Origin of the sequence: Kitasatospora sp. CB02891, assembly GCF_002803145.1 — a bacterium.
In the GTDB taxonomy this organism is placed as follows: Bacteria; Actinomycetota; Actinomycetes; order Streptomycetales; family Streptomycetaceae; genus Kitasatospora; species Kitasatospora griseola.
Map to the genome: position 1 here is coordinate 88,495 of NZ_NNBO01000021.1, position 15,458 is coordinate 103,952.

The 15,458-nt window shown below is 74.3% G+C and carries 10 protein-coding genes; 7 read left to right on the forward strand and 3 right to left on the reverse strand.

Translation table 11 applies throughout. The features are described 5' to 3' along the window. The first annotated feature begins 9 nt into the window (after positions 1-9). Entirely contained in the window at positions 10-531 is a 522-nt protein-coding gene (locus tag CG736_RS32995; RefSeq protein WP_232734343.1) for a hypothetical protein, read from the forward strand. 185 nt (positions 532-716) lie between these two features. Here the strand turns inward: CG736_RS32995 and CG736_RS33000 are convergent, their stop codons facing one another. Both CG736_RS33000 and CG736_RS33005 read right to left on the reverse strand, forming a co-directional pair. After that, positions 717-1,439 (reverse strand): hypothetical protein, encoded by a 723-nt coding sequence (locus CG736_RS33000; protein WP_100589795.1) that lies wholly within the window; start codon positions 1,437-1,439, stop codon positions 717-719. Positions 1,440-1,743: 304 nt separating this feature from the next. After that, complete coding sequence (locus tag CG736_RS33005) at positions 1,744-3,939, reverse strand: RecQ family ATP-dependent DNA helicase (RefSeq protein ID WP_100589796.1); 2,196 nt, start codon at positions 3,937-3,939, stop codon at positions 1,744-1,746. 206 nt (positions 3,940-4,145) lie between these two features. Here CG736_RS33005 and CG736_RS33010 point away from each other — a divergent pair, with 206 nt between their 5' ends. After that, positions 4,146-5,648: a DUF4192 domain-containing protein gene (locus CG736_RS33010; RefSeq protein ID WP_100589797.1), complete on the forward strand. Its 1,503-nt coding sequence runs from the start codon at positions 4,146-4,148 to the stop codon at positions 5,646-5,648. Between the two features lie 37 nt (positions 5,649-5,685). Here CG736_RS33010 and CG736_RS33015 read toward each other — a convergent pair whose 3' ends face one another. After that, positions 5,686-6,999: an alpha/beta fold hydrolase gene (locus tag CG736_RS33015; protein ID WP_100589798.1), complete on the reverse strand. Its 1,314-nt coding sequence runs from the start codon at positions 6,997-6,999 to the stop codon at positions 5,686-5,688. A 1,206-nt stretch (positions 7,000-8,205) separates the two neighbouring features. Between CG736_RS33015 and CG736_RS33020 the strand changes: the two genes are divergently transcribed. The 5 genes from CG736_RS33020 to CG736_RS33040 all read left to right on the forward strand — a co-directional run bounded on the left by CG736_RS33020 (position 8,206) and on the right by CG736_RS33040 (position 15,393). Further along, a complete protein-coding gene (locus tag CG736_RS33020; protein ID WP_232734344.1) occupies positions 8,206-10,452 on the forward strand; it encodes a glycogen debranching N-terminal domain-containing protein in 2,247 nt (748 codons plus the stop codon). A 180-nt stretch (positions 10,453-10,632) separates the two neighbouring features. Further along, positions 10,633-11,391 carry an NUDIX domain-containing protein gene (locus CG736_RS33025; RefSeq protein ID WP_100589800.1) on the forward strand — a complete coding sequence of 253 codons (759 nt, stop codon included), beginning with the start codon at positions 10,633-10,635 and terminating at the stop codon, positions 11,389-11,391. Positions 11,392-11,662: 271 nt separating this feature from the next. Next, a complete protein-coding gene (locus CG736_RS33030) occupies positions 11,663-13,303 on the forward strand; it encodes an ATP-binding cassette domain-containing protein (protein WP_100589801.1) in 1,641 nt (546 codons plus the stop codon). A gap of 43 nt (positions 13,304-13,346) precedes the next feature. Further along, positions 13,347-14,156, forward strand: a complete 810-nt coding sequence (locus CG736_RS33035; RefSeq protein WP_100589802.1) for a hypothetical protein — start codon at positions 13,347-13,349, stop codon at positions 14,154-14,156. Between the two features lie 364 nt (positions 14,157-14,520). Then, a complete protein-coding gene (locus tag CG736_RS33040; RefSeq protein ID WP_100589803.1) occupies positions 14,521-15,393 on the forward strand; it encodes a FadR/GntR family transcriptional regulator in 873 nt (290 codons plus the stop codon). Positions 15,394-15,458: the final 65 nt, after the last annotated feature.

Sequence of the window (15,458 nt, forward strand, 5' to 3'; positions counted from 1 at the left end):
GCCCCCCGTATGCCTTCCTCCACCACCGTCGCCGCTCCGGTCCCGGGCCCTCGCCCCGGTCCGCCGCGCCCCACGCCGCCCCGTGCGGACCGCCCGATTCCCGGTCAGCGGCCCGCACCCCGACCCAAGCCCGGCCCCGCGTCGCGCCCGGGCCGGCCGACCGTCCAACTCCTGTCCGTCGCCGCGACCGAGGCACTGGACCGTGCCGACGAAGCGGTCGACGCGCTGCTCGAGTCCGGCCGCCGCCCCGGCGACGTGCTGGTCCTGACGGTCGGTGCCGCGCACCCCTGGCAGGAACACGAGCTGAGCTTCGGCGAGGAGAGCTACTGGGCTCAACTCGCCGACAGCGGAGACGTGTTCTACGCCGACGCCGCCACCACCCGGACGCTGCGCCGGGACGTGGTGGTCCTGGTGGTCAACGAGAACCACACAGGGCGGGTGACCGCTGCGGCGCGCAAGGCGCTGGAGCGGGCCGCGAAGCTGCTGGTGGTCTGCGGCGAGACGGACACCGTCGCCCCGCTGTTCGCCTGACCGTCCGTCCGTCGTACCGGTCCGGCTCCGCCTACGGGCGGGGCCGGGGCGTAGCCATGTCCTGATGTCGTCGTGTCGCGGCGTCGGAGTGCCTTGGCGTCTACGGGGCGTTGGGGTGTTCGTGTCGCGGGCCTGGAGGCCCGGCCGTCCGGTTCGGCGAGCGGTCGCTGTGGACGAACGACTGCTCAGCGGGCGGCGGTTCGGCGGATCGCCCGGTTGTCGCGGGCGGCCTCCAGAGCGCGGATCGCCTCCAGCGACGTGACCGGGGCGACCGGCGGCTCCGACGGTGCCGATGGCCCTGACGGTATCGCCGCGAGTGACGATGCGGATCGTTCGGACTCGGACTCGGTGTCGGACGGGACGCGCGGCGGCAGTTCGGTGATGGTGTGGACCGGGCCGAGCGCCCACGACCCGGAGTGCGGGTTGCGCCCGCGTCGGCCGTCGCCGAGGGACCGCCAACCGGCGGGAGTCAGCGTCAGGTAGGAGCCGCAGCGCAGCCCGTGCAGTTCGGCGGCGGCGCGCAGGGCCCACATCCAGGCCCCGTCCTGTTCGGTCCAGTCCGGCCCGCCCTCCCGGCAGCGCAGCAGGACGGCGGTGCGACTCGGCGATATGCGCTTCAGGTCGTGCGGGGTGACCCGGCGGAGGTGGCCGAGCAGGGCGTTGCGGTGGTCCCAGCCGTCGCTGAACTGCGGGCGGACGCCGAAGGAGGCGGAAGCCACCACCCGGTGCTCGGGGTCGAGCACCGCGACCACAGTGGTGCCCGGTTGCGGGAGGTGCCGCTGGTGAAGTTCGGTGACGAACTCTCGCGGTGTGCGAAGGAGGGGTACGCCGAGGCGCTCCCACTCCTGCAACGTGATGGTCCGGTGGCCGTCGTAGTGGGAAGGACCTCGGTCGATGCCGTTGATCACGATCCTCCTTCCCGTGCCCGCGCTCCCGAAGGTGTGCGGGCGTACGCCGAAGGCCGGGTCCGACGGACCGGGCGCTGGATACCTTCCAATTCTCGGGCGCGAGCGGCCGAGCGGCAATGATGAAATGACAAACGCCGCCCGGAACCCGCCTAACTGCCGGATATGTCCCGACCTTGAGATGGAGCCATCCGGCTGACCATGCGGTGGACGTGGCGTGTACGGGCAGAAATCGTCCGGTGAACGGGGCCTGGCGTCCAGGCCCGCTTGTGCGCCGCGCCTGGCACTGAGCTCGACCGAATCGCCCTCACCCCCGGACGGCCAGGACGAGGGGGAGCACGGCGGTGGCACCGGCCTGGCGGAGCAGGTGGGCCGCGACCGTCAGCGTCCAGCCCGAATCCACCAGGTCGTCGACCAGGAGGACCGGGCCGGGGGCCGCGGCCAGCGCGTCGGCCAGCCCTGGGGAGAGTACGAGCGCACCGGCGACCGAACGCAGTCGCTGGGCGCTGTTGCTGCGCGGCCCGTGCGGGGGCTCCCCGGTGGCGTACTGGACCCGGCCGAGCAGCGGCATCCGGCCGATCGAGGCGAGGCCGCCGGCGAGGTCGGACAGCAGCTGTGGGCGGGTGGAGGACTCGAGGGCGACCACGCCGACCGGGCGCTCCAACCGGGCGCCGTCCGGACCGGCCGGCCCGGCCCAGCCGCCCGGGCCGCGTGCCCAGTCCGCCATCACGCCGACCACGGCGTCCAGCACCTCGCGCGGCAGCGGGCCGTCCGGGGAGCGTTCGTCGAGGAGGGTGCGCAGCCGGCTGCCCCAGCCGATGTCGGAGAGCCGGCCCAACGCGCGCCCCGGCTCGGCCTGCTGGGTGGCAGGGATGCGTCCCCGCAGCGGGATGCCGAGGGACTCCATGCCGGTCGGCCACATCCGCCTGGTCTCGAAGGAGACTCCGGGGCGGCCGAGGGCGGCGCGGGCCGCGCCGGTGGCTTCGGCCGACACCTCGGTCGAGTGCCGGGCATGGGTGCACCGGTCGCAACGGCCGCACGGGCCCGCCTCCGGGTCGTCGAGCTGGCGGCGCAGGAACTCCATCCGGCAGCCCTCGGTCGCGACGTACTCCCGCATCGCCTGCTGCTCGGCCTCGCGGGCCCGGGCGACCTTGGCGTACCGCTCGGCGTCGTACCGCCATGGCTGGCCGGTGGACTCCCAGCCGCCGCGCACCCGGCGGACGGCGCCGTCCACGTCGAGCACCTTGAGCATGGTCTCCAGCCGGGTGCGGCGGAGGTCGACCGAGGTCTCCAGCGCCGCCGTGGAGAGCGGGCGGCCGGCCTCGGCCAGTGCGGTCAGAGTGCGACGGACCTGCTCCTCGGCGGGGAAGCCGACCGAGGCGAAGTACCGCCAGATCGCCTCGTCCTCCCGGCCCGGGAGCAGCAGCACCTCGGCGCGGTCGACGCCACGGCCGGCACGGCCAACCTGCTGGTAGTAGGCGATCGGGGAGCTCGGCGAGCCGAGGTGGACCACGAAGCCGAGATCCGGCTTGTCGAAGCCCATGCCGAGCGCGGAGGTGGCGACCAGGGCCTTGACCCGGTTGGCCAGCAGGGCGGCCTCGGCCTCGCGGCGTTCGGCGTCCTCGGTCCGGCCGGAGTAGGAGGCGACCGGATAGCCGCGCTCGCGCAGGAACTCGGTGACCTCCTCGGCGGCGGCGACCGTCAGGGTGTAGATGATGCCGGAGCCGGGGAGATCGGCCAGGTGGTCGGCCAGCCAGGCCAGGCGCTGCGCCGGGTCGGGCAGCGACAGCACCGAGAGGCTGAGGCTCTCCCGGTCCAGCGGGCCGCGCAGCACCAGGGCCTGCGCGTCGCCGACGCCGGTGCCGAGCTGCTCCGCGACGTCGGCGGTTACCCGGGCGTTCGCGGTCGCTGTGGTCGCCAGCACCGGGACGCCGGGGGAGAGCTCGGCGAGCATGGTGCGCAGCCGTCGGTAGTCGGGCCGGAAGTCGTGGCCCCAGTCGGAGATGCAGTGCGCCTCGTCCACCACCAGCAGGCCGGTGGAGGCAGCCAGTTTGGGCAGCACATGGTCGCGGAAGTCGGGGTTGTTGAGCCGCTCCGGGCTGACCAGCAGGACATCGACGCGGCTGTCGGCGACCTCCTGCTGGATCTCCTCCCACTCCTCCGGGTTGGCCGAGTTGATCGTCCGGGCGCGGATGCCCGCCCGGGCGGCCGATTCGACCTGGTTGCGCATCAGCGCCAACAGGGGCGAGACGATCACCGTCGAGCCGGCGCCGCGCGCGCGGAGCAGCGCCGTGGCGATGAAGTAGACGGCGGACTTGCCCCAGCCGGTGCGCTGCACCACCAGGGCGCGGCGACTGTCCACCACCAGGGCCTCGATCGCCTTCCACTGGTCCTCGCGCAGCCTCGCGGCGGGCCCGGCGAGGTCGTGCAGCACCGCTTCCGCGGCGGCCCGGACGGCGTCGCGGTCGGCTGGAGTGGTCGGGTGGAGTTCGCGCGTCTGCATGAGGTCATGGATACCGTGCTCCACGGACGGACCGCGAATGCCAGGCTGTGGACAACCTGGCTTTTATCCGGTGATATGCCTCCGGATCGCACTGTTCGGGCCAGAATTGTCCGCCATTCGGGGGAGCTGATGCTGAACCCCCCGGTTTATCCACAGGGCAGACGAAATATCCGCAGTGGTGGCGGAATCGGGTCCAGGCTTTCGCCATGACCGCAGACGACCGCACCACCAAGCACTCCCCGCTCCCCGGCCACCTCCCGGTCCGGCTGCGCGGCCCCGCCGACATGGCGGAGATGCTCCCCTACCTGCTGGGCTTCTTCCCCGACGACAGCATCGTCGCGGTGGGCCTGCAGGGCCCCGCGCTCGACCAGGGCGGGGTGATCCGGATCGACATTCCGGCCGATCCGGAGTCCTGGGAGCGCACCGCCGAGGAATCCGCCCGACTACTGGTCGAGCTGTCCGAACAGCGCGACCGCCGCCCCGTCCAAGTCCTGCTCTACCTGTGCCGGGATCCCGCCGACGGCACGCCCGCGCCCGAGGGCGCTCAGGCCGTACTGGCGGAGCTCCGCCCACTGGCGGCCGCACTCACTCAGGCCTTCCAGAACGAGCAGGTGATCGTCAAGGAGGCGCTGTGCGTGTCCGCGAGCCGCTGGTGGTCCTTCCTGTGCACCGGAGTCGACTGCTGTCCGCCGGACGGCACTCCGGTCCGCGCTGCCCACCAGCCCAGCTCGCTCGCCGTCGCGGCCACCTTCGCGGGCCTGGCCCCACGGGGCAGCCGCAAGGCGATCGTGGCCGGCCTGGCACCGGTGGGCCCGCCGCTCCGCGAGGTGCAGCGTCGCGCCTTGGAGGACGCCGGGCCGCCGTTCATCCGTGAGCTGGCCGGCCCCGACGGCCGCCATGCGGCGGTCGAGCGTACGGACGAGCTGCTGGCCAGTGCGATGGCCGAGTTCCGCAACGGCGCCCGGGAGCTCGACACCAAGCGCACGGCCCGTCTCCTGATCGGCCTGCAGGACAAACTGGGCCGCGATCGCGCCGCCGAGTACGCCGAACCGCACGAACTCGCCACCGCTCAGAAGCTGTGGCGCTATCTCATCCAACGCTGCGTCGACCCGTTCGAGCACCTGGCCGCCCCACCGATGACGTTGCTGGCTTGGACGTCCTGGTTGGCCGGCGACCCCGCCACGGCAAGGGTCGTGCTGGCCAGAGCACTGGAACTGGATCCCGGTTACACCCTGGCCCAGCTGCTCTACGAATCGCTGAACTCCGGAATCGCCCCGGAGGCCCTGCTCCGGGTGGTCCGGAGCGAACGCACCACCCGGTTGCGCGGGGCGGGGCTCCCGTCGGCCCCCGAACTCCCGCCGCCCGGCGGGCGGACAGGAGCCGAACGGCCCGGCGGCGCCTCGGGAGCACCCGCCGTCCGGCCCGAGCCCACACCCCGCGACGGCACCGAGCCGGTGCGAGCCGCTGAGGCGGGGCCGGGCGAACCCGGGCCGGGCCGGGAGTGCTCCGAGCCCGGGCCGGGCAGTTCCGAACCCGGCGAGGACGGCAGCCCAGGCGGCGGTCAGCCGACCTCCGCGCCCGACGCAGCGTCAGCCGCTTTCGGCCGACCGGGCGGTGAGCACCGACGGCGCGCGCTCGGGGCCGCACCGCCACGAATCCCCGGGCCCCGCAGCAGAGCACCCCGACACCAGCAGTTCCTCGGAGGCTGACATGCGTACGTTCATCCCCCGCCCGCGCGGCGAGCGGCTAGATCTCGCCCCGCGCCGTTCGCATCAGACGGTCCAGCACCCGGCGGCCGCTCACCCGCACCCCGTCGTGCTCCCACTCGTTGGTGATCCACGTCCGCACACCGGCCACCGCGTCCGCGGTCTCCAGCGAATGCGCCGTGTCCACGTACATGTCGTCGTGGTACACCGCCGCGTACACCGGTACCTGGTTCGTCGCCAGGCGCTGCGGGTCGTACAGGTCGGGCCAGTCGGTGCGCTCGGCCAGCAGCTGAGCCGTCTCGCGCAGCGGCTGCAGCGACGGGTCGGTCTCGAACATCCAGGGGTAGATCATCTCGCCGGTGAGCAGCACCGGGCGGTCCGCGGCCAGCGCCGCCTCGGCGTCGAACTCGGGAAACTCCTTGCGCACCCGCTCCGCCGACCAGTCGGTGGCGCCGGAATCGACCGAGCGCTGCCCGTAGATCGACTCGTGCAGCACGGCGTACAGCGGCCCCTGGGCGAAGGACAGGTGCGTCTGCGCCCCCGCCAGGAAGGTGTCGGAGAGTTCCGCCCCGTCCGGCCCCTCCACCCAGGCTTCCTCCAGCAGGTAGTGCAGCACGTAGGAGCCGGTGCCGCTGCCCAGCATCATGCCCAGCGCCTGGAAGGCCTGGACGGTGAGCGCCCCGCCGTCCGGAAGGGGCGCGGGCTGCTCGATCAGGTGCGCCGCGATTCGCCGTACCGCCGCCACGTCCTGGGGGAATCGCGCGTAGTGCCCGGCGTTCTTGCGGGCGACCCGCGGGTACGCCGCGCGGTAGACCTCGTCCGCCGAGCGGCGGAGACCGGCGAGGCCACCGGTGACGAACGCCTCGCGCAGGCCCTCCGGGGCCAGCGAGAGGTAGGTGAGAGTGCAGAAGCCGCCGAAGCTCTGTCCCAGCAGGCTCCACCGGCCGTCCTCGCCCAGCAGTTGGCGGCGGATCAGCTCGGCGTCCCGGACGATCGAGTCGGCGCGGAAGTGCGCCAGGTAGTCGGCCTGCCGGCGGGCGTCGCCGCGTCGGGCCAGCGTCTGCCGGTTGGCGGGGGTGGAGCGGCCGGTGCCGCGCTGGTCCAGCAGCAGCACCCGGTGGTCGTCGAGCGCCCGGTCCAGCCAACCGTCCCGGCCGAGCGGCCGGTTGGCCTTGCCGCCCGGTCCGCCCTGCAGGTACAGCAGCCACGGAAGGTCGTCGTGCTCGCGTCCGGCTGCGACCACCTCGCGGGCGTAGACCTTGATCGCCTCGCCACTCGGAGTGCCGTGGTCCAGCGGCACCCGGAAGACATGGTCCGTGGTGACGATCCCGGGGATGCGGCTGAGGGAGGACATGCAACTCCTAGGTGTGAGCTGGTCACAGGCTGGTTGCGGCGCAGATCACCGAGGTCACCGGTGGTTCCGTCGTCGTGCTCGCACCGTATCCTGACGGCGGACAGGAGCCGCCGGGGGCCGTCCGTCACATGCGGAGAACCCCGAACGGCGCCACGACACAGCGGGCACCCCGGGTGTCGGCCGCAGACCGCCGAAGGGACGGCGGTGCGTGGCCGCATTCGACCGGAGGTCCGCCGGACAGGCGTGACCTGGGACAGGTGTGCTGCGTTCAACTTGCGGAACGCCGCCATTCGAACCGGCACCGCCGGGCCAGTAGCGGCCAGGGCGACCGTGTCGGGCACCGGTCACGTGTCGCTCGACCCGGCGCTACCGGGCCACGGGCGACCTTGGCGTCCGGGCCGGGACACCACCCCGGCCGGGGCGGGGCACCGGCAGTCGGGTCCTGCCCAGGTCAGAGCCGCGTGTTCCGGCGGCAGAGCAGCACAGTCCGCGATCGAGCACGCTCGCGGCCGGCCGGGCCCGCAGCCGTCGGTCGGCCGAGGGGAGGAGAGCCTGGTGACCGATTCAAGGCCACCCCACGCAGCGTCCCACCCGCTGCCGCCCACCAACCCGCCCGCACCGGGCGGCACTCCGGCACCCGCCGGAGCATCGGCTCCCCCTGTTCCCCCACACTCGGCCGGTCCACCGCATCCCCGTCAGGCCACGCCCCCGTACGGCACTCCCACCGGTGCGCCGACACCCACCGGCTACGCCCCTGGGACGCCCGGTGCGGGCCCGGCGGTTCCCGGTGCCGCTGCCCCCGGCGTCCATGGGCCCGGAACCCCGGCGTACGGGACACCACTTGCGGGCGCTGCTGCCCAGCCGCAGGGAACGCTGCTCGGCACACCTCCGTACAGCACGCCCACCGCGCCCACGCCGTACGCGCCGGGGGCCGCCCCGCCGTACGGCACCCTCACCACCCCCACGCCGTATGCGCCAGGGGCTGCTCCGTCCCACGGTGCCGCGACTCCGCCGTACGGCACCCCGACCCCCCCGTACGGGACTGCCACGCCGCCCTACGGAACCCCGACCAGGCCGGGCCCAGGGGTACCGGCTCCGGGGCGGGGCGGAGCAGCGCCACGCGCCGACCACCCGTCAGCTCCCCCCGGAGCGTCGCCCGGTGGGCCGGGTGGTCGGTCGGAGCAGGTGGCCGGTGCGGCCGCGCCGGTGACGGCCCGTCAAGCGGCTCCGGCGGTGGTGCCTCGGCCGCAGCCCTCGGCGGCGCACGACATCCTGTGCGTCAACGCCCCGGGCATGGCGGCGTCCGGGCCGGACGGGCAGCTGCGGGGCCAGAGCCTCCACGGCTTCTTCCGGCACGGAGTGCGGACTCTGGCCAGGATGGAACTGCGCCTCGGCGGCATGGAACCGGTTCCGCTCCAGGGCACCTTGACGTCCGCGGCGGCGGCGCGCTTCCTCGGCTCGGTCCGGGTGCCGGGCGACCTCGACCCGGATCCGGCGCTGACGGTCGAACGGCTGCGGCACGCGGACGGTGCGGAGACAGTGACGGTTCGGAACACCGGTGCCCGGCCGGCCCGGATCCCGCTGGAGATCGCCCTGGGCACCGACCTGGGCCAGCTCACCGACATCGCGGCGGGCCGACGTTCGGCCGACCTGCCGGGCCAGGTCCAGTCCTCGGGCCTGCGTTGGGCCGGGCAGGGTCGCGCGGCCACCGTCAGCGCTCGCCCGTCGCCGCACGCGGTGCTGGCCGGCGCGGGCGTGCTCCGGTGGGACTTGGAGGTTCAGCCCGGGGCCCGCTGGTCCGTGGACCTGCAGGTGGAGCTGGAGAGCCCGTCGACGGGTCGTCCACCGACGGGGCGCGGCCCGGGTGTGCCGCTGCCCTGGTCGGAGCCCGAGGTCCGGGCGGACGACCGTCGCGCCGCCCGCCTGGTCGGCCGTGCCCTGGACACCCTGGGCGGGCTGCTGCTGGCGGACGCGGACCGTCCGACCGATCTCTACACCGCCTCGGGCGCACCATGGCGTTTCGGCCTCACTGCCGCGGATGCGCTCTGGGCGGCCCGGATGACGCTGCCGCTCGGCACCCGGCTCGCCGCCGGAACGCTCCGCGCAACGGCCCGCCGCCAGCACCTCGCACCCCAGCAGCCGGCGGGCACCGCCCGGACGGCCGAGGGCAGCGCCGGCGCTGATGGTGCGTCAAGTCCGTCCCCGGTCGGCCCGTCCCCGGCCGGGAGCCCGGCGGGAGCCGGTGGTTCATCCAGCGGCTCGGGCGGCGCTTCGGCAGCGCAGCCCGGCTCGGCCCAGGGCGCGGGCAGTTCGCCCGCTCCCGGTGCGGAGAGCGGTACGGCGGCGCAGGCGATGGACGGCGTGATCCCTGGGCCGCTGCGGCACGGCGGTCCCGAGCTGCCGGCGAGTTGCACGGCCACGGAGGCGACCCTGCTGTTCGTCACTGTGCTGGCGGAGGCCTGGCGTTGGGGACTGCCCCGGGCCGAGGTCGCCGAGCTGCTGCCGGCCGCGGAGCGCGCCCTCGGGGCGCTGCGCGCGGCAGTGGCGGAGGGGCCGGACGGACCAGTCGGGTTCGTCACCGACCTCGGCCGTTCGGCGGAGGAGCGGGCCGCGCGGCCCGGTCCGGCCAGGTGCGAAGTCCAGGCGCAGGCGCACCGCGCGGCGCTTCAGGGTGCGGACCTGCTGGAGGCGTTCGACCGTCCCGGAGCGGCGGAGTGGCGGGCCTGGGCGGCCGAGTTGAGGGAACGGTTCCGCGCGCAGTTCTGGATCGACGACCTGTCAGGAGGCCGCCCGGCAGCCGCGCTGCTGGCGTCGGACCGGCCGGTGCCGGCCCTCGCCTCCACCCTGGTGCACCTGTTCGACGTCGGCCTGGCCGCCGAGGGCGAGTTGCACGAGGGCCTGCTCGACCGGGAGCAGACCAGGCTGCTCGCACAGCGGCTGGTGGCACCCGAGTTCGACTGCGGGTGGGGCCTGCGGACGTTGAGCGCGAAGTCCCCACGGTTCAACCCGCTCGGCCACCGCAGCGGCGTGGTGCGGGTGCAGGAGACCGCGCTCGCGGTGAGCGGGCTGGTGGACGCGGGCTTCGAGCGGGAGGCCGAGATCCTCCTGGAAGGCATGCTGGAGGCGTCCGCGCACTTCGAGTACCGGCTGCCGGAAATGTACGCGGGTGAGCAGAAGGTCGCCGACTGCCCACCGGTGCCGCACCCGGCGGCCTGCCGTCCGGCCGCCATGTCGGCGGCTGCCGCCGTCCACCTGGTGCTCTCGCTGGCCGGTGTCCGGCCCGACGTCCCGTCCGGGCGGGTGGCCACCCGCCCGGCGAGCACCGCACCCCTGGGCGCACTGGAACTGACCGGCCTGCGGGTGGCCGGCGAGCCGTTCTCGGTCCGGGTCAGCCGGATCGGTGTCGCAGTGGTGGAGGAGGCTCCGTCGTTCCTGCAACTGGCCGCCAGCTGACGATCTGCGGACGGTCTACGGGCGGTCTGTGGCCGGTCCACGAGCGGTCTGTGGCTGGCCTGCGGGCGGTCCGGTGGGCGGTCCGGTGGGCGGGAACGGGGACGGAAAGGAACGCCGGAGGAGACGGGAGCAGGGCCGTGGTCTGTGTTTATCGTCAGAGAGACGACTAAGATCGGCGGCATGTCGCGTTATGACCCGTCGGCCTTCCCCCCGTTCGCAGTCACGGTTGACCTGGTGGTGCTGACGGTGCGCGACCATGAGCTGTGCGCCCTGCTGGTGAAGCGTGGCGAGGCGCCGTTCCAGGGCTACTGGGCGCTGCCCGGTGGGTTCGTGCGGCCGGACGAGGGTCTGGCCGAGGCGGCGTCCCGGGAGTTGGCGGAGGAGACCGGGCTGCGGGCGCAGTCCGCGCCGGGCCAAGTGCTGGCCGGGCAGAACCCGTTCGGTGCGCACCTGGAACAGCTGGCCACGTACGGCCACCCGCAGCGTGACCCCCGGATGCGGGTGGTGAGCGTCGCGTACCTGGTGCTCGCCCCGGACCTGCCCTCGCCCCGTGCGGGCGGTGACGCCAGCAGTGCCCGGTGGGCGCCGGTCAGCGAGCTGTTCGGTGTGGACCGGAACGACGGCGAGCTGCTGGCGTTCGACCACGGCCAGATCCTCGCGGACGGCGTGGAGCGGGCCAGGTCGAAGATCGAGTACTCCTCGCTGGCGACGGCCTTCTGCCCGCCGGAGTTCACCGTCGGCGAGCTGCGCCGGGTGTACGAGGCCGTCTGGGGCGTGGTGTTGGACCCGCGGAACTTCCATCGCAAGGTCACCGGCACCCCGGGCTTCCTGCTGCCCTCCGGCGGCACGACGACCCGTCAGGGCGGCCGTCCCGCCCAGCTGTTCACCGCCGGCGGGGCCACGGTGCTCAACCCGCCGATGCTCCGCCCCGAGGCCTGACGCCCGAGTTCGGCGGGGCCGTACCCGCCGTCGCCGAGGACGAGTTGCTCGTGAGATGAGATGGGCCGGTTCCGTGCGGGCGGGACGGCGACGGCTCGTGGGGGAGGCGTCAGTGGCGTGAGACCACTGTCCCCTGTTCGGGTGAGCTAGGCGCTAACACCGTCCACGATGCATCCGGAATGCCTGGTTTCAACGCTTCCGCGTCCTACTGTGCAGGCTCAGGCCTGGCGGACGAACCCCGGTCTGTCGGCGGGCGAGGGAGCGGGCGGCGATGATCCAAATCACCGGACTGACCAAGACGTACCGAAGGGGCCATCCCCCGGCGGTGCTGGACCTGACCTTCGAGGCCCGGCCGGGGACGGTCACCACGCTGCTGGGGGACGAGGGGGCGGGCAAGTCCACTGCCTTCCGACTGATGGTGGAGCTCGAACGCGGCCGCGGCCTGGCCCTGTTCGGCGGTCGCACCTACCGGCGGATCCGGCGTCCGGAGCGGGAGATCGGCGTCCTGGTCCCGTCCGGCAGGCCGGAGGCCGGGCATCCCGGCCAGCGGGCCCGGGCGCACCTGCGGATGTTGGCGGGGGCGGTCGGCGTCCCGGTGGGGCGGGCCGACGACCTGTTGGAGCAGGTCCGTCTGGCCCCCGTCGCCGACCACCGGATCGGCACCTTCTCGCCCGGCATGCACCGTCGGCTCGCCCTGGCCGCCGCCCTGCTCGGCGACCCCGCGACGCTGCTCCTGGACGCTCCGACCGAGGGCCTTTCGCCGCGCAGCGAGGAGTGGTTGCACGGCTACCTGAGGTCCTTCGCGCTGACGGGCGGCACCGTGCTGATGTCCACCCGCAGCCCGGAGGAGGCCGCAGCGCTCGCCGACCGGGTGGTCACCCTGGACGCCGGTCGACTGGCCGCCGACCAGCCCGTCGTGGAGTTCCGCCGTACCCGGCTGCACCCCGAAGTCCTGGTCCGCGGCCCGCAGATGGCCCGCCTCGCGGACCTGCTGGTCGCCCAGGGCGCACAGGTCCGGCGGGAGGGCGGAGCCGGTCTCGCGGTGAGCGGCATCGGCCGCACCGAGATCGGTGAACTCGCCTACCGCAACGGCGTCCTGCTGCACGAGCTGGCCGACCGGGTTGTGCAGCGCCCGATCTCGTTCCCGGCCGCTCTGCCCAGCGGCTCGGGCCGCTCCGGAGAGGTCGTGATCCGGACGGTCCGTCAGAACACCGGCGAGCGGCCCCGGATCGCCCCCGCCCCTGGTGCCGGTCCTGTTCCCGCCCTAGGCCCGGCGGCAGCCCCGGCCCCGGCCTCCGACACCCCGAGGCCCGCCACCGTCGGCCGTCCGGCCGCCGTACCCGACGCCGAGCGCCGGACCGGCGAGCACCGCACCCTCGACCACCGCGGCCTGCAGGCCGGTCGCTGGGCTGCCGCCGCCCTCGTCCCCGACCCGCCCGCGCCACCCGCCCCGTCCGCTCCGGCCGAGGCCCCCGTCGACCTCATCCGCCGGACGCCTCGGGGCGCCTCCCCACTCCGCCGGGTGCCCCCCGAGCAGTCGGCCGCACCCGCCGGGCCCACGCCGGCCGCGCCCACGCCGATCGTGCTCGACGCCGAGCAGCTGGCCGCCAACCCGACCGACGCGGAGCTGCTGACTCCCGCCCGGATCACGGGAGTTGGTCACGCCTCGGCTCCCGGACGGGCCGCCGGACGAACACCCGCGCAGCCGCAGCAGCAGGCGCAGCCGGAGCCGGTGCCGGAGCAGGGGCGGTCGCATGTGCGTCTCCGGCCGGTCCATGCCGCGGAGTTGCGTTCGGCGGGCCAGGCCAGGCCGGTCGGGCCGGCGGGAGGTCGGACGCAGGTGGTGGCGGGCGAGAGCGGGGCGAGTGCGGTGCGCAGGCGCGCCGTCGGCGACGAGAACGGGAGTGAGTGAGACCGTGCGGTTGGTGGTTTGTGAGGTGCGTCGGCTGCGCGGGGTGCGCTCCACGTGGGTGGTGGTCGCGGCGGCGGTGCTGCTGAACGCGGCGCTGGCGGCGGTGGCGGTCCAGCGTTTCCCGGCCGGGAGGTTGGCGGTGCCGGGGGCGATGCGCGCGATGGCCGGCGTGGTCCCGTGGCTGCCGCTCCCGCTGACCGCGCTGGCCGCGGCGGCGCTCGGCGCGCTGGCGTACAGCAACGAGATGCGCTGGCCGGGCCTGGCCGCGTCCCGGGTGGGCCTGGGACGCCGGCTCGGCGCGCTGGCCGCGAAGCTGGTGGTGGTCGGGGCGGCAGCGGTCCTGCTGGCGGTGCTGACGCTGGTGGTGAACGCCCTGCTGGTCCGGTTCGCGCTGCCCGGCACGGTGGACCCCTCGACGGTGTTCGCACAGCCGCGCCCCGCGGATCTGGCGGCCCTCCCGGGCCTGGCGCCCGCCCCGGCGACGGGTCCGTTCGCGGTGGGCGGGATCGGTCGCCCGCTCCCGGCGTACCTGGCGCTGGTGGTGGCCGGCGGCTGGGCCGGCCTGCTGCTGGCGGCGTTGGTGCGCAGTGCCGTCGTGGGGTTCCTGCTCACCTGCGCGACGCCCGCTCTGCTGGAGCCCACCGCCGGTCTGCTGCTGCACCACTTCGGCCGGAACTGGCCGCTCTGGGTGGGGGAGTTGCTGCCCTTCCAGTACGGCCTGAACCTCGTCCACGAGGCGACCGACCGGACGGCGGCGGCACTGGACAGAGTGGTCGTCGTCGCCTTGCTGGCCCCGGCCGCCCTGTTGGTGCTGGCCGTGCTGGCGGCCCAGCTCCGCCGCCGCGCACTGTAGTGATCCCCGCAGCCCCGGCCCCGGCGTGCCTGTGCACCGCAAGGACCGCAAGGACCGCAAGGACCTCACACACCGCAGGCACCTCCCGCAGGCACCTCCCGCAGGAACCTCGCACACCGCGGAATTCGGTGACCGGCGCTGACGGTGCGACAAGCTCCGCCGACCCGGCGTCAACCCTCACGCCGGGGCCGTGAAGCGAGGCCCCGAACCGTCGCCGAATTCGGGTCGGGATGAAGCCGGGATGACCGATATGCGCATTTGTGGCTGATAAGAAGTCAATTATCCAGACACTGCCGATCACCCTTTCGTGTGCTTTTCAGGAGAATGCTCAAGACGGCTCCGCCGATCGCCGACAAAGGATGGCGTGAGTACCCTTGCGCACCCCACCGTGACCGCCGCTCGCCAGGCCGAGTCGATCTCCGCCTCCGAGCTGGACCGCTTCCCGTACGCCGACCGCCCGATGCCACCCGCCCCCCGTTGGGAGGGGGCGGAGAACGAACTCGCCCGGGTCGGTCGGAAGACCACCAGCAGCCGCGGCCGCGGCCTGCACGGCCAGCTGGTCCAGCAGCTCGGCCAGATGATCGTCTCCGGCGACCTGGGCGCCGACCGCCCGCTGGTGCCGGAGGAGATCGGCCAGCGCTTCGAGGTCTCCCGCACCGTGGTGCGCGAGTCGCTCCGGGTGCTGGAGGCCAAGGGCCTGGTCTCGGCCCGGCCGAACGTCGGCACCCGGGTCCGTCCGGTCAGCGACTGGAACCTGCTGGACCCGGACATCATCGAGTGGCGCGCCTTCGGCCCGCAGCGCGACGAGCAGCGCCGCGAGCTGTTCGAGCTGCGCTGGGCGATCGAGCCGCTGGCCGCCCGTCTCGCCGCCGGCCACGGCCGGGAGGACGTCCAGCACCGGCTGGTCGAGCTGACCGAGATCATGAGCCAGGCCGGCAGCCAGGGCGACCTGGTCAGCTACGCCCGCGCCGACGCCGAGCTGCACGGCCTGGTGCTGCAGATGGCGGGGAACCGGATGCTGGAGCACCTGTCCGGGATCGTGGCCGGCGCGCTCCAGGTGTCCGGCGGTTCCGGCACCACCTGCGAGCGCCCGTCCGAGTCGGCGGTCGGCCTGCACACCCGGCTGGTCGACGCGCTCGGCACCGGTGACGGCACCGCCGCCGAGGCCGCCGTCCGCGCCCTGCTCACCGTCCACCCGGACGTCGAGCACGCCGTCCCCGCCCCGCGGGAGCACTGAGCGGTCCAGCCCAGCCCGTTCCGAACGGATGGCCCTTCTGCTGCTCCACCCGCAGCCGGGGGGCC

Excerpts from the sequence above, each read along its gene's own strand:
- CG736_RS33015 (WP_100589798.1), bottom strand. The coding sequence starts at position 6,999 with ATGTCCTCCCTCAGCCGCATCCCCGGGATCGTCACCACGGACCATGTC.
- CG736_RS33030 (WP_100589801.1), top strand. The coding sequence starts at position 11,663 with ATGATCCAAATCACCGGACTGACCAAGACGTACCGAAGGGGCCATCCC.
- CG736_RS33005 (WP_100589796.1), bottom strand. The coding sequence starts at position 3,939 with ATGCAGACGCGCGAACTCCACCCGACCACTCCAGCCGACCGCGACGCC.
- CG736_RS33025 (WP_100589800.1), top strand. The coding sequence starts at position 10,633 with ATGTCGCGTTATGACCCGTCGGCCTTCCCCCCGTTCGCAGTCACGGTT.
- CG736_RS33010 (WP_100589797.1), top strand. The coding sequence starts at position 4,146 with ATGACCGCAGACGACCGCACCACCAAGCACTCCCCGCTCCCCGGCCAC.
- CG736_RS32995 (WP_232734343.1), top strand. The coding sequence starts at position 10 with ATGCCTTCCTCCACCACCGTCGCCGCTCCGGTCCCGGGCCCTCGCCCC.